Below are 13,956 nucleotides of genomic sequence, written 5' to 3'. Positions count from 1 at the left end.
CGCTCTGAGATGATCGAAACCCACACCTACACCGCCGACGTCGAAGCCACACGGCGCAGGCAGACCGCGTACGACAGCTACATGGCGTCGTCGGTGTTGACTCGCGAACACGAGTTCGTCTGTCGGTCGCAGGCGGCATGCCGGACGCAGGCACGCAATGCCAGTGAAGTGGGTTTCTTCCACCCGGCACAGCTCGGCTTCATAGGCGATCGATTCGACCTCGCCATCGATGGGACACCGTTCCGGATTCTCTGTGTGGGAATGGATCTCGGTGGATCATCCGACCCGCCGTCGCTCATCGACAGGGCCACGCGTGCAGCTGGTCACGACCGGGCTCGCGACCCTGAGGTGCGGGGACACCACCCGCACATGCGTGGAATCGTTCTGGCCCTGCGTTATCTGCTCGGCTTGGGAGTCATGTCGGATGCAGAGGACATTGCTGTGAACGGGGACGTGGCTCACCTGCTCGAGTGCTACGCAGCGGTGAATGCCCGCCTGTGCTCGGCGACGACGACCGAGCGCGGGCGGACGTCGATCGGCACCACGGGGATGACGCACAACTGCTTCCCGCACCTGTCAGCCACCATCGCGATTCTGCAGCCGCATGTCGTGATCGTGCAAGGAGCGAAGATCCGGGACGACTTGCAACGTGTCGTAGGCGGTTCTACAGAACTACAGATCGACAAGGCCAGTCTCGTCAGGGCGTCGATCGACGGGCACCAAACGTCCGTCGCATATTTGACCCATCCGTTGGGACGCCACGACGACCGGATGGGCGCCTGGAATGAGGCGGCTGATCCGTACGTGCATGAGGTGTTGCGGCCTATTCTGCGACGCGCAGTGGAGGTCGTGCGGTTCGGTCGATAATGACGTTACTTTTGCTTGCAGCGGTCGATCAGCTCTGACGCCGTCGAAACCGTGTTCGCAACTGGTCCAACGTTTCGTTGGTCCGGCCCACCCGCCAATCACGCCAACCGTTGCGTGACGTACCGGTGGCTTGTCCGAGTGCCATCGACGGGCTGGTGAATTCGCGCCCGCCGAGCAAAATCTTGCCGCCCGGGCCAATCCGCGCGGTCACGGAGGTGCCTTTTCGAACCTGATCGTGGAAGATCTCATCGCCTTCGGCAAGCAGTCCCGCGTCGATGAGGTCTGCGATCGATTCGCCCGGTGGATTTCGCGTCGATCGCGGAGTGCTCGTTTCGTTCTGGTTTCCAGAGATCAGCGGTCGCTGGCTTCCGACGACTTCGCCAATCTTTTCCAGGAATTGTTTGTCGCCGATCGTCAGCAACTCCACGCCATCTACTTGCGAGATCAGCGTAGCTTCGAGATCCGCCAGTTCGTCGGCTGTCAGTGCCAACGCGTCAACTCGCAGGGCGGTGCCGATCGGGAGGTCCGCCAGACGATCGCGTATGTCGTCGACTGCCTGCCGCGCGACCGACGAAACAGCTGATCGCGCATCGCTGCGGTTCAAGACGGTCTGAGGGTGCGGCCAGCGTCGGCAGAATGCATCAGCGAGAGCTGCGGCGCGGGCCGCGACGGCAGCATCTGAGACCTCTGATAACGCCACGGCATTGACCAGGAATCGGTCCGTGGCAAAAAACGCGCGGCGCTCCTCCCATGCGACGGCGTTCGCGATTCCGCGTGGGCGAGGCGAGGCAACCAATCCCAGGTTTCCGAGCGACCCGCGCAGATTCTCGTTCAGTCCGTCGTCGCCGACGCTGAGCTGCGCGACCTCGAACGAGTCCTGCGGTGGCTCGTCGCCAGTACCCGTCGCGAGCAATAGGCCCGCCTCGCAACCGCGAAGCACGAGCTTGCTGCGCGCGCGGGTGAGGTTCTTGTAGAGCGGACTGGAGATCAGGACTTCGCGCATCTCGTCGTCTGTCGGCCATCGGCCGGACTCAGACGTGTTCGACAGCAAGAACGCTTCGACCATCGGCCCGAACGGAGCTTCGGCGTCACGGAGAGTCTTCAGGAGGTCGAGCAGCATCCTGTTGTAGTTCTTGCTTGTGGAGCGCAGTACGGCGCGGCGAACCAGCCAAGACTCGATGTGCGCGTATGCCGCAGATCGGTCGCCGGAATCGGCATGCTGTTCCAGGTAGAGGACGACAGGGGCGAGCACTGAGGTGTCCAGTGCATCTGCGACCTCCATCAGCTTCTGGTGATCCGCGCCGGCCGACGGCACGATGATGCGTCGGTACGCCTCGCTGTTGGCCGCGATGTCTCGCACTCGTGCGATGAGCTCGTCACGACTGGACTCTGCGGTCAACGTCTTGAACGCTGTGAAGAGCTCAGTCGACAGGATCTCGTTGCCGGTGCACATGGTCAGGTAATGCGCGAAGAACGCATCCAGCCGCGATCGAATGAGTCGCCCCTGTCGGATCTCTTCCCGCCAGAAGTCTGTTTCGAGACGGCGCCAATGGTCGTCGAATACCTGCTCGACGTCGGCGCCGGAACGTTCCAGGAGCTGAAACAGCGAGTTCTTGACCAGGTCGCTGGGGAGCAGCGGCGTCCCACGGTCGTTGAGGCTCTCGAAGATGACCTGCGCATTGTCGGTCGCCGAGAGTTCGATGACCACAAGCTGCAGCCCGGTTCGAAGCACCTTGACCAGAGCGGCGACCCGCTCGGGCTCTGCTCGAGACTCCTCGAGCCATCCCAGACAAGCTTCCAGGAAGTAGTCGTACGCGTCTCGCAGCCGCGAGTCGGCCGGCTCGGAGTCATCGCCGTTCACGATCGATTGAAAGGCGGCACGGTCTCGAAGCGTGGGCCACACCTTGAAGGGCGCGAAGTCCGCATCAGACAGACCCTCGTCATTGCCGGTCAGGGAGCGCAGGACGCGAACGAACTTCGGCGGCACGTCGGTCGTGGTCATCGCGTCCCGGACTGCGCACAGAGCGATCTGAAGCGTTGTGACGCGCTGCTGACCGTCGATGACTTGCCTGACGCTTATTTCCGCCGAATCCTTCTCTGTGGCATCCAGCACGACGGCACCGAGGAAGTGTGGCTCCGCGTTGACATCTGCGGCGAACCGGTCCGCCATCTCGACGATGTCGTTCCAGAGCGGTTCCCAGTTTCGAGTGCGGGTCCACACATAGGGTCGTTGGAAGACCGGGACGACGAGACATTGTTCTCCCTCAAACAACTCTCGCAGAAGAAGGGCTTCGGCCTTCAAATCGATGACTCCGTCGGTGGTGACTGATCTAATCCAAGAGGACGGTATCCGACTGATCGGACAAGGGAGTGGCAATGCGCGGTGTCGCGATCGCACTCCTCACGGAGCTGACCCGCGTAGGGCCTCTGGCTGTCGAGGACCTCGCGGGACGTCTGGGGCAGCCTTCCGCGGCTGTCGAACAAGTACTGGTGGACAACGACTTCGTTTTCGAACCCACCGGGCCCGATCAGATGTGGCGGGTTCTGTCGACCGAGTCCTTCGGAAGGGCCCTGTCCCTGAACCGACCGCTTCGACAATGGCAGGTGGAGGCTCTCCAGAAGTGGTTCCTGAGTGGGCGCGCCGGTGTGGTCGAAGCGGTCACCGGAGCCGGCAAGACCGATGTGGCGCTCGCTGCGATCGTCGAGGCTCGCCGCAGGGGGTTGGCCGCGCTGGTGGTCGTTCCCGATCGGCAAACAGCCGACGCCTGGTTGCGTGCTCTGGCAATCGCTATCCCGTCGTCGATCGTGCACCGTGTGGATGCAGGCACTGGTCCGGTTGATGCGTTTCCGATCTTGGTGGCCGAGTCGTCCATGTTGGGGGACAGGAGATTGCGTTTCGGATCACGGGAGCGGCTACTGGTGGCCGACGAGGTCCACCGGCTCACGGTTGCCGACTACGCGAGTCTCTCGACGATCGGAGCGACCCGGGACAAGCTTGCGCTCACCGCGACCTATGAATGGCCCGACCTTCGCGCAGAGCGGGTTCTCAAGCCGTTTTTCCGCGAGGTGATAGACGGCTGTGACTACCAGCGAGCAGTCAAAGACGGCCTTCTCGATCCCCCCGGAGTGATCAATGTGGGCGTCCACTTCTCGACAACCGAGTCAGACGACTACCGCGCTGCTTCCGACAAGGTCTCCGCCGCAGCGCGTGTCCTGCAAGATGCCGGGGACGGCGCGCCTGACGGCGTGGTCGTCCTGGCGCGAAGGCTCGACGCCGATGCGGCACCCGGGCCGCTGACGGCGACGGCGCGGGCTCTGCTGCATGCAGACCGCGACAGGCGGCTGATCCTCAGCCGATGCGCTCAGAAGGTCTCCGTCGTCGCAACCGTTCGACAAGTGATCCGGAGAACGGGATCGATCGGTGTCTACTTCGACTACAACGGCACCGAGGTCACTGACCGAGCCGAGGTGCCCGCGTTCGGGACCGAGCCGGGTCAGCATCGAGTCGGTGTCATCACCGCTGCACCCAAGACTCGCGCAGCGATGACGTCTCAGATGTCTCGAGTTCTTTCCCTCACGGCTCACACTCCATCATTGTTTGTCTGCGTGTACGTCAACGGGACGATCGAAGACCCCGAGGTCGACTCGCACGCGGTTGATTTCTCCCCGTTGCGCGAGATCGCCGGCGCAGTCAGCGACGTGAGCACCAGCGACGTCGCCGCGACGCTGACAAGTCGAATCTACGAAACGCCGTCTGGTTCGGAACGAGCCGACAAACCGGTCGCTGATAAGGAGGTGCCGCTCGAATCTGCGGACACGTGGTCGGTGACCGATGCGATCTACGACATATTTGACGAGCATCAAGGCTTTCCTCTGTGGAGCGAGGTCAAGGAGCTCCTGCCGGACATCGAAGCGGACCAAGCGCTTCGGGGCGGTGTTGATGGAGTCTCGTGGATGCCTATCGGTGCGGCGATCGTGGGTTCGGGTGGACTGAAGAAAACAAGTCGTTCCGAACGGTTGATCGCACTGGCAGCCCTAGCAGAGTTGTTCGAAGCTCTTGGCCACAAAGACGTCGAACTCAGCGATCTGACCGACACGCTGGTGGGCGAGTCCCGTCTCTTCGAGCGTCTGAAGACGGGCAGGATCACCGAGCTGTGGCGGGCGATGGGAGGACAGCTCGTCGCCCCTCGAGCCCGACAACGTGACCCTTTCGTGGCTGCTGGGGAGGACGTGGCTGGAGCTTTCGCCGAAGCGGATCTGGACCCTGCGCTACGACGCGTACTTGTCGCTTTCACGACAGCGGTCCAGGCGCGCGGTGGGACGGTTCGGGATCTGGGCGGCTCACGCAAGGACGAGGTCGAGGTGACCGATGCGCGCGGTGTCCGTCGCCACGTCCGGCTCGCAACGGACTCAGGCGGTACGTGGAACCTGCCGAGGTCAGAGCTGAACCAGGCCAGTGGCGCTGTGCGCGTGTTCGTGAACCCCCTCAACCACAAGACTTTCTACATATTCACCGCCGCCGAGTTCCGCGAAGTCGCACGTGATTCTGCCAGGAGGTCGTCCGCTCGTCCGCAAGGGAAGGCGAAGTCAAAGTTCGTCAATCTAGAAAAGAGTGCCCTCGTCGCAGGACTCGACCGCTGGGACAAATTGGGAGCGTTGGCATCAGAGGGCGCTGTCCCGAATGTCCGTGATGACCAATCGCCCGAGAGATCCACCCCGGCGAGAGTTCGTGTGACACCAGTGGTCGTCGATTCGCCCCGTCCGACCGGTAAGCCGCGGAATGCACCCGTTCCCCGTGTTCCAAAACCGGCAGCCCCTGAGTCGTCTGGTCATCCCGTCTTCGACAGTGTGGGCCGTGTCCACGTCTCCTTGACGACAGAGGCGGGCACTGTGCGCGGGTTGTTCGACACCGCTACGGGTCATCTGGACGTCTCCGAAGCGCCGGTCGCCAGCAGGTACGGCGGCAAGCAGTTCAGAAACGCTGCGACCGCCAGCGCTGCGATCAGATCGATGTCAGAGCGACGAACCGTCTTCACAGACGGCCTGACCGACTGGCTTGTCGAGGGCACGAATGGCCAGCGTCTTGTTGACTACTTGTCGCCGGAGAGTTGGCTCGTCAAGGTCCCGAGGAAGTAGCCCGTCCTACCAGCTTAGGCCGTCCAGGTGCATCTGATGAGCCTGCGCCACCGTGATCAGCTGGCCCACAGTCAGCCCGCTGGCGTTGATGTAACGGTATATGAACGCAGGATCGAATCTGTTGAAACCGGTGGCCGGCTTGACGATCTTCGACTCGCCGGGCCAGACTTCTTCGGCAAAGTCGAACGCGAACAGGCGCACGTTATCGATTCCCCACGTGACGCGCTCGTTCTGACGATCGGTGGTGCGTCCCGCCTTCGTCGGGATGTTCGCGAACAGGCGCAGCTGATTTCCTTGCAACTGCCAACCAACGGCTGTCGCCAGTTTCGTGTTGCTTCTGCGATAGAAGGTCTCCACGATAGGTTGGGAATTGGTCATCCCTGAGCTGGTGGAACGCGGCTGTGTCGACGGCGTCAACGTTCGAGCAACGTACTGGGCGACGGCATCTGCGCGGAGCTTTCGTAGAGATCCGTATATCTGATTCGCGAACGGATCCGATTGGTTCGAAGGGAAATTCGGAAACACAAGCGATTCCGGTTCGATGGCGGCCATATCCTCCGCAACCGACGAGAGTGTCTCGACAAGCGCGCAATACCGCGCGACCGTGGACCACTCGTATGAGGTCGACGAACTCGGGATTGAGCTGCTCATCAGTTCGGCGACACGGCGGTATGAGACGTAGTGCCAAACGACTGCTGGGTCGCCACGGCGTCCTCTGGACTCGTAGCGACCGTCAGGCCACGACGGATCAGCAAGACTGAGGAGAACCGGTCGTGCGTGTCCCAAACTCTTCATCGAGCGTAGCTTGCCCGAGTACTCATCCAATTGCTCGGTTCGCGGAATGCTGAACACCTTGTTCTCGATGACTACGCCACGCGCCTTGTCGTCGAGGATCAGCAGATCAAATCGGTTCTTTTCTCTTTCTATCCGTGAGATCTGAGACGGGGGGTCGGCCAGCCCGGCCAGCGCCGCCAGCGTTCTCCTGGCGGGTTCTCCCATGGTCTCGAAATACCATGCCAGCAAGTTCGAGTGAAAGAGTTCTCGCGACCCGGGCATGAGTCGTGCAAGCGTGTTGGAGCGAAGCTGCTCGATTGCCACCTGGGTCCGTTCGACCACGGAGTCCGCGCCATTCTGAGCGGTGGTGGCCGCGACACCTACTTCACAGCCGCGCGTCGCGTCTTGCGGCTGTAGGCGACTGGTGAGGGACTCGAGTGGCCTGCCGGGACCACGTCTGCGTGGTTCTGGGCCCTGTTGGGACGCAGTCATGCCGACGACCATGTCACATCCGTCCCAGAAATGCGGAGACACCTGTCGACCGGGTCCGGACACCCGGGGAACCTGGCCCGAGATCTCGACCCGTGCGAGGATCGAAAGATGGCTAATCGCAGACCGACCGGTGTCTTTTGTCTCGAGGGCGAATGGGAGGAGGCATTGGAAAGCCGACTGAGCATGGAGCCTGCCCTGCAGCTCCTGCAGGACAGCGGCGACATTCGACTGGTTCACCGCGACGTTGCGACCGAAGCGGAGTTGCGCTATTACCTGGAGCGACTTTTCAAGAACAAGCGGGCTGGCTTAGACATTCTTTACCTCGGATTTCACGGCAGTTCCCAAACCGTGTACCTAGGCCGGGACGAAGTTTCCATCGGGGATCTTCAGGAAATGCTGGAGGGTCGATGCGACGGGCGGGTGATCCATTTCGGTTCGTGCGGCGTCCTCCGCGCCAGTGATGAGCTACTGAAAGATTTCTGCAAAGTCACCAAAGCTCGTGCAGTGCTAGGTTACACCCGTGATGTTGATTGGGTGGAAGCTGCGGCCTTCGAGCTTCTGCTCGTGAAGCGTCTTGCATGGTCAACGAATATGAAGCCGGTCTATGACTGGTTGACCGCCACCTATCCAGATCTGACCAGCCGTCTCGGCTTCAGGATGGCTCATTCGAAATGGGCGTCAGATCGCAACGTCGCAGTCAGGGCCGCGCGCGATGCGTAAGCTCATGTGGTTTTCGGAACCTTGAGATGGTGGAGTGCCTGCAGATGCAGTGGGCTTGCGATGAGTCACCGCCTCGTTCAGTGCCTGCAGAACCGAACGACCCACGGTTGCCGGCATGGCGACGGCGACACGGAGAACTTGTTCCGCGAGCTGGATCGTGCGGGCGGTCGCAGGTAGGCTCCGGAGTGTTGTTTGCACTGTTATGAGAACGGCAAGAATTCGTGCCGTCGGATTTTGGGAATATGATCAAGCGGTTGTAGACGCATCCCTTCGAAGGTCTCGGAGGTTTTCTATTTTAGAAATGACTTCGCGCTCTTTGCGGTTGGGTTCGCCGTCCACTTTGGCAACGTCGTTTGCAAGCTCGGCAATATCGTCAAAGGTTCCGGACTCGGCTGCGAACATCTTTAAAACATCCGCCTCGGACACCTCGACCAGTTGCGAGAGTTCCTCGTCGATGACTTCGTGCTGATCGCCCACGACTCGAACCAAGTGCCTCATCAAGAGGGCCTCTTCGTCCGATATCTTTCCGTCTGCTTTGATGACAAGCCATGCGACCCACAGTGCCAGCCTTGGATGCGCTGTGCGCATCGAAAGCTTATTTGCAAGCTCGAGTATTTCTGCCTCATTGCGAAACACTACACGGGCGTGGCGGCCCGCCACGAGGGTTGTATATCGATTCACCACCACAGAAGTGGGCACCCCAACCAGTGGGATGCCAATTTTGATGACGTTCCGTTGCAAAAGAAATTTTCCGACAAAGGGAAGTCCTCTTGCCGCATTCAATACGCCCCTGGCGTAGAAGCGTTTGATCAGGGGGCGAATTGCAACCGGAACAGCCTTGACCACGCCTTCGCGAGCTACCTCTCCACCTTTTATGGTGAACGCCACACGTATTAGTTTCCACAGATCATCGGGATCGTCGAGGTCCAACGGAACGCGATAGAGAACCGCGATGTCGTAGGCAAGGTGTAGCTGGAGTCGCGTGATATAGGCGACGTCTATCATCACAGTGACAATTGCGGCCGGTACCGTCGCGGGGGACGCGCCGCCCAAAGACCCTATCGTTGCAGCGATTACCGCAGTGTAAGCGCTTGCGGACAGACCGCCTTCAATTGCGGCGTACCGCGAAGCCATCTTGATTCGTTGATCGACAATGGCGTCTGCGGGGACATTCTTATACTTTGTCTGAAAGTACTTCCAGTCAACTTGTTCGGAGTAGGCGCTCAAAGAAGAAGCAAGCAACTTTGTGAACCAGCCGCCCGACTTGATGTCGTCGCCACTCAATTTCCCTACGAACTCTCGAATTTCCGTACGATCGCGTTCTACAGCTTCGCGGTCTTCGGCATCGATATTCACCAATTTGACACCGTCATCTACCCGTCGACCAACCCTTGCCACGTCGGCTCCTCATCTACCTACTGCGCCTGAGATTTCGCGGGCGATCAGCCCTGCAACAACTCCCACGCTACATAGTGGGCCGCCCGACCGGGCCACCTTGGGATAGGGCGGCTTGCCCGACCGTCCGTCGCCTTCCGCCTTCTGGCGTCATACGTCCCCGGGCGTGGGATTTTCATCGCTCGGGCCGTGGAGCTGTCGGTGGCGATGCCTGCCATTCTCATCTGCATGACCACGCCGCTTCTTTGGACGCACCGCCAGCCGAGACAACCGCAGTGTTGACCTCCTGGCGCCGCTGGCGAGACGCGCTGGCCGCAGCCGCGCGAGCCCGAGCCGCCGGCGATGCAGTGCCGCCGGTCGAAGAGATGATCACCATGCTGCGCACACGGACCGCGGACCGTACTGCCAGGTCTCGAGTCGATGCTCGACGCATGTCAGGTCGCGTGCATGGATGCGGCGCTCGTGGATCAGCCGTAACGCGACCTGTAGGTCCGTGGGTCGGGGGACCTCATATCGGACTTCTCTCCGCTTGGTCGACCCGCCGCCGTCGTTCCGAACGAGTACTCAAGGCCGCGGTCAGAAGCGTGACGATTATCGGGATAATCAACGCTGCTCCCACGAGCAAGATGTAAGGCCAAATCGGTGCCGCGCATGCGACGAGAATGCCTGCGCCGACTTGGCGCACGGGACCTCTTATCAGCAACAGAGCGCACGCCCCGGCGGCGATGCTGATGAACAACCCTCGCGACATCCACTCATTCGGTGCGGTGAGTAGCAGCGCGACAATCACCACCGCTGACGTGGCGATGCCTGTCCACCCGAACCACTTGCGCAGAACCAAGGCCGCCCGTCGGAACGGGTTGCCGCGCGCCGCAACAGCTCGGTCTCGCACTCCTCGGGTTGCGATGGTGACGCCGATCGGGGTCCAGATCAGCCACAACCCGGCGACTCGCCCGGCGAGTGAGCCGTCGGCTCCCGCCACCGCGATCAGTGCCGAAAGTGCCCCCGCGATTACGAACGTGGGGAGGAGCAACATGTCCACTGCGCGCGTCGACAAAAGCGGTGGTGCGGCTGCGGACCGCTCGGGGTCGTCAGATGTCATGCCGGGGGTTCCTTCGGCTGCTGGGGAAAATACAACTCCCCAGGTCTCAGAACACGCCCGTCGGGAGTGACGATGTCGGGGATCCACTTCGGGTCGGACAGTGCAGCCCCGCCCGCCCCGATGTCGTGGTGGCCCTGCAGGTTGATGAGCGGCCCGTAGCTCGAGCCGGTTCCAAAACCCTGCGGATTGTCCAGCGACAGCGTCGCCTCGCGGCCGTCAGGAAACGACTGATACGCCTCGAACCACGGGAAATCGGTGCGCGTACCTCCGATTTGGGCCCCTTGCGCTGTGGGAGTAAAGGTCATGTCCCCGTTGACCGACCATCCTGCAGAGCGGGAGGGGCCCCCGGCTCCAATCGGATCAGCGGCGTCGAAGCGCATTCTCACGGCGCCGTCGTCAGCTTGCTGAACAGAAACATGAGGCTCACCCGCTTCGACGTGGCCGGAGCTACCGTCCGCCTGTTGAACCACAGAGGGATTCTGCCTAAAAACGACGAGACCTCGCTCGTAGTCGATGTAGGCAGCGACTCGTGAGTTCTCAGGATCGAAGTCTTGTTGGAAGTCCCTGTTGTCGCCCTTGTTCCTGCCGGCGGCGTTGTCCATCGAGGGGTCGACGACATCGCGCTGTTTGATGAACTGGTTGGTTCGCACGACTCCCTGACCTGGAACCGGCTTGATCGGAACCGTGACGATGTTCGCGTTGACGCCCTTGCTCTTGGGGTCGTAGCTGTGGGGGTCGAGGACTGCGGCCATACGCCAATCATTCGTGGTGGTCGGATCCTTACCGTAAGTCTTTCGATACGCCGCAACCTGGTTCGCGCGGCGGTCGGCGAGGTTGACGTTGGTGCCCTCACCCTTGGGTGTCAGAGGAATCGAACCGTCGGCCGCGTTGATGGCGGCGGCGAGGTCATCGTCGAAACGCTCGGCGGCGGTGATGATGTCGTTGACTCGTGCCTGCACTTCGTCGATCTCCGCGTAGTAGGTCGCCTTGTCGGCATCGGCCCAGCCGCGCATCACCGGCGGGTCGGGGTCGGTGACCGTTCCGGACACGGAGTCGATGACGAAGCCCTTGGCGTCGGCATCAGCCTGTACTCGGGTTGCTGACGCCTTGAGTTCCACCGCCTCGTTGTAGCAATCGCGTGCTGCCGCAGCGACCTTCCACACCTCGTTGCCGTGGGCGTCGAGGTCGACGCGGGCTCGCCCGGCCGACTTCTTGGCGGCGTCAGCGGCGTCGCCCTGCCACCCTTCGAGGTCGGACAGTTTCTTCACGTGACCATCGAGCGTGGTGCATGTCTGCTGACGAGCATTGCAAGCGGTGAAGATCTCCTGGATCTGCTCTGGGTCGAAGTTGAGGATCTCGCCGAACGCGACCACGTCAGGCTTTGAGGTTCAGCTTCGGTTGGCCGTCGTCGCCGGCCCGATATAGCGCAGTACTCGTGTCGCCGTCGGTGGTCTCGTAGAGCGCCGCACTGGTGTGAAGGCGGGTTCCGTGGTCGTCGATGGCGGAGGTGATGTCGGCGGCGCGAGTCCGCCAGGTGTCGGCCTTCTGCTCCATGGCCGAGCGGGCTTTCCCGAACAGGCCCGCAGCGGCAGCGGTCAGCTGACCGTGCTGGGCAACGAACGCCTCTCCGCCCTCTTCGGCGCCCTGATTGAGCTGACGACCGACGTGACGGAGCGACACGGGATCGACCTCGAGATTGTCCGGCATCTGACCTCCTGACCTGGATGAATCGATACCCTATCGGACGTACGGGACGTGTCGGCGACGATGGCTGTACCTCGGGACCAAATCACGTAGCTCGTACGTTGGTAGAGGAGATGCCGCAGCCAGCGGTGTTCCAAGGAGGTATTGATGACCACGAAGTACGCGAAGACGAGCGAGGCCGTGAGCCGGCTGACGCCCGATCAGTACCGGGTGACTCAGAAGGACGGCACCGAGCCGGCGTTCGCCAACGAGTACTGGGACAATCACGAGCCCGGGATCTACGTCGACGTCGTGTCGGGTGAGCCGCTGTTCTCCTCGACCGACAAGTACGACAGCGGCACCGGTTGGCCGAGCTTCACCAAGCCGATTGAGTCCGACGCGGTGACCACTAAGAGTGACCGCAAACTGCTGATGAAGCGCACCGAGGTCCGCTCTGCGAACGCCGACAGCCACCTGGGCCACGTCTTCGGCGACGGCCCGCGCAGCGAAGGCGGACAGCGATACTGCATGAACTCCGCGGCGATGCGGTTCGTCCCCGTCGACGAGCTCGAAGCCCAGGGCTACGGCGAGTACCGCACCCTGTTCACCACCCCCACCACCACTGAGGAGCACACACGATGAGCACCGACACCGGCCAGGTCACCACCGCCACCGGCACCGAGACCGCCGTTCTGGCGGGCGGCTGCTTCTGGGGCATGGAAGACCTCATCCGTCGCCGCCCGGGCGTGATCTCCACGCGCGTCGGCTACACCGGCGGCACCAACGCCAACGCCACCTACCGCAAGCACCCCGGCCACGCCGAGGCCGTCGAGATCGTGTTCGACCCGTCGCAGACCAGCTACCGCGACCTCCTGGCGTTCTTCTTCCAGGCACACGATCCGACCACCAAGGACCGTCAGGGCAACGACCGCGGCTCGAGCTACCGCTCGGCGATCTTCCCGCAGTCACCCGAGCAGGAGAAGGTGGCGCGCGAGACCATCGCCGACGTCGACGCCTCGGGCCTGTGGCCGGGCAAGGCCGTCACCACGATCGAGCCCGCGGGCCCGTTCTGGCAGGCCGAGCCCGAGCACCAGGACTACCTGATCCGCAACCCCGGTGGTTACACGTGCCACTACGTGCGACCCGACTGGGTGCTGCCCAAGCGCGACGAGGCCAACGCCTGATCCGTCGCATCGGCGATTCGACGACGCCCATCGTTCCCTCCGGAACGGTGGGCGCTGTTGTGTGGCAAGCGACGCGCGCGGCGGCACGAGCCACCTGAAGGTCCTCTGAAGTTCTCGCGGACAAATCCGGCGTTCTCAGGTCCGACTCAGCTTCGCGGGCGAGGTTGGCCGTGCATCACAGCGATGACACGTGAGGAGAACGATGACAATCACCGGACACACCACACTCTGGACCCGACGGGTGGGCGCCGCGGCGGCCATCGCGGTCGGTGTGGGACTGGCCGCGGGGATCCCCGCCGCCACCGCCTCGGCCGCTCCGGCGCAGTGCACCCCGCAGGCTCGCGCGGCCGCTGTCGCGCAGGCCGCACCTGCGATCGCCGGCGTCCTCGCCCGCCACCCGGACCTGGCCGCTGAGCTCGCCCACGTACGCACCCTGCCGAAGGATCAGCGGCGCAACGAGATCCGCGCGTTCCGCAAGACCCACCGCGAGGAGTTCAAGGAACTCCGCCAGGCCCGCACGCCGATCCGCGACCACCACCGGGAGTGCCACCCCAAGAAGTGACACGCCACCGCTGCGCCCGGTCGACCTCCGTCGGCCGGGCG

General features: G+C 62.4%; 12 protein-coding genes. 6 read left to right on the top strand and 6 right to left on the bottom strand.

All coding sequences use genetic code 11. From position 1 onward, the window contains the following. Window positions 1–9 precede the first annotated feature (9 nt). Window positions 10–867 carry a hypothetical protein gene (locus ACLBW1_RS08580; protein ID WP_447811417.1) on the top strand — a complete coding sequence of 286 codons (858 nt, stop codon included), beginning with the start codon at window positions 10–12 and terminating at the stop codon, window positions 865–867. A gap of 28 nt (window positions 868–895) precedes the next feature. Here the strand turns inward: ACLBW1_RS08580 and ACLBW1_RS08575 are convergent, their stop codons facing one another. Beyond that, a complete protein-coding gene (locus ACLBW1_RS08575) occupies window positions 896–3,169 on the bottom strand; it encodes a GmrSD restriction endonuclease domain-containing protein (RefSeq protein WP_447811416.1) in 2,274 nt (757 codons plus the stop codon). A 74-nt stretch (window positions 3,170–3,243) separates the two neighbouring features. Here ACLBW1_RS08575 and ACLBW1_RS08570 point away from each other — a divergent pair, with 74 nt between their 5' ends. Further along, window positions 3,244–6,003, top strand: coding sequence for a DEAD/DEAH box helicase (locus ACLBW1_RS08570; RefSeq protein WP_447811415.1), 2,760 nt, complete (start codon window positions 3,244–3,246; stop codon window positions 6,001–6,003). 6 nt (window positions 6,004–6,009) lie between these two features. Here the strand turns inward: ACLBW1_RS08570 and ACLBW1_RS08565 are convergent, their stop codons facing one another. Continuing rightward, a complete protein-coding gene (locus tag ACLBW1_RS08565) occupies window positions 6,010–7,101 on the bottom strand; it encodes a PD-(D/E)XK nuclease family protein (protein WP_447811414.1) in 1,092 nt (363 codons plus the stop codon). Between the two features lie 276 nt (window positions 7,102–7,377). Here ACLBW1_RS08565 and ACLBW1_RS08560 point away from each other — a divergent pair, with 276 nt between their 5' ends. Then, window positions 7,378–7,989, top strand: a complete 612-nt coding sequence (locus ACLBW1_RS08560; protein ID WP_447811413.1) for a DUF6642 family protein — start codon at window positions 7,378–7,380, stop codon at window positions 7,987–7,989. Between the two features lie 246 nt (window positions 7,990–8,235). On the opposite strand, the gene ACLBW1_RS08555 is transcribed toward ACLBW1_RS08560, so the two are convergent. The 4 genes from ACLBW1_RS08555 to ACLBW1_RS08540 all read right to left on the bottom strand — a co-directional run bounded on the left by ACLBW1_RS08555 (window position 8,236) and on the right by ACLBW1_RS08540 (window position 12,193). After that, window positions 8,236–9,345 (bottom strand): hypothetical protein, encoded by a 1,110-nt coding sequence (locus tag ACLBW1_RS08555; protein WP_447811412.1) that lies wholly within the window; start codon window positions 9,343–9,345, stop codon window positions 8,236–8,238. 547 nt (window positions 9,346–9,892) lie between these two features. Beyond that, window positions 9,893–10,486 (bottom strand): hypothetical protein, encoded by a 594-nt coding sequence (locus tag ACLBW1_RS08550; protein ID WP_447811411.1) that lies wholly within the window; start codon window positions 10,484–10,486, stop codon window positions 9,893–9,895. Then, window positions 10,483–11,859 (bottom strand): hypothetical protein, encoded by a 1,377-nt coding sequence (locus tag ACLBW1_RS08545; RefSeq protein ID WP_447811410.1) that lies wholly within the window; start codon window positions 11,857–11,859, stop codon window positions 10,483–10,485. The genes ACLBW1_RS08550 and ACLBW1_RS08545 overlap by 4 nt, the downstream gene beginning before the upstream one ends. A 1-nt stretch (window position 11,860) precedes the next feature. After that, window positions 11,861–12,193 (bottom strand): type VII secretion target, encoded by a 333-nt coding sequence (locus ACLBW1_RS08540; protein WP_447811409.1) that lies wholly within the window; start codon window positions 12,191–12,193, stop codon window positions 11,861–11,863. A gap of 144 nt (window positions 12,194–12,337) precedes the next feature. On the opposite strand from ACLBW1_RS08540, the gene msrB reads away from it, so the two are divergent. From msrB to ACLBW1_RS08525, 3 genes are all read left to right on the top strand, one after another. Beyond that, window positions 12,338–12,811: a peptide-methionine (R)-S-oxide reductase MsrB gene (gene msrB / locus ACLBW1_RS08535; protein ID WP_447811408.1), complete on the top strand. Its 474-nt coding sequence runs from the start codon at window positions 12,338–12,340 to the stop codon at window positions 12,809–12,811. Then, window positions 12,808–13,353, top strand: a complete 546-nt coding sequence (gene msrA / locus ACLBW1_RS08530; protein WP_447811407.1) for a peptide-methionine (S)-S-oxide reductase MsrA — start codon at window positions 12,808–12,810, stop codon at window positions 13,351–13,353. Before msrB ends, msrA begins: the two co-directional genes overlap by 4 nt. 202 nt (window positions 13,354–13,555) lie before the next feature. Then, window positions 13,556–13,915, top strand: a complete 360-nt coding sequence (locus ACLBW1_RS08525) for a hemophore-related protein (RefSeq protein ID WP_447811406.1) — start codon at window positions 13,556–13,558, stop codon at window positions 13,913–13,915. Window positions 13,916–13,956: the final 41 nt, after the last annotated feature.

This window comes from Williamsia sp. M5A3_1d (assembly GCF_053345315.1).
The sequence above is the reverse complement of the archived record's forward strand: the minus strand, read 5'-3'. Positions and strand labels throughout refer to the sequence as shown.

Excerpts from the sequence above, each read along its gene's own strand:
- ACLBW1_RS08580 (WP_447811417.1), top strand. The coding sequence starts at position 10 with ATGATCGAAACCCACACCTACACCGCCGACGTCGAAGCCACACGGCGC.
- msrB (WP_447811408.1), top strand. The coding sequence starts at position 12,338 with ATGACCACGAAGTACGCGAAGACGAGCGAGGCCGTGAGCCGGCTGACG.
- ACLBW1_RS08525 (WP_447811406.1), top strand. The coding sequence starts at position 13,556 with ATGACAATCACCGGACACACCACACTCTGGACCCGACGGGTGGGCGCC.
- msrA (WP_447811407.1), top strand. The coding sequence starts at position 12,808 with ATGAGCACCGACACCGGCCAGGTCACCACCGCCACCGGCACCGAGACC.
- ACLBW1_RS08570 (WP_447811415.1), top strand. The coding sequence starts at position 3,244 with ATGCGCGGTGTCGCGATCGCACTCCTCACGGAGCTGACCCGCGTAGGG.
- ACLBW1_RS08540 (WP_447811409.1), bottom strand. The coding sequence starts at position 12,193 with ATGCCGGACAATCTCGAGGTCGATCCCGTGTCGCTCCGTCACGTCGGT.
- ACLBW1_RS08560 (WP_447811413.1), top strand. The coding sequence starts at position 7,378 with ATGGCTAATCGCAGACCGACCGGTGTCTTTTGTCTCGAGGGCGAATGG.
- ACLBW1_RS08550 (WP_447811411.1), bottom strand. The coding sequence starts at position 10,486 with ATGACATCTGACGACCCCGAGCGGTCCGCAGCCGCACCACCGCTTTTG.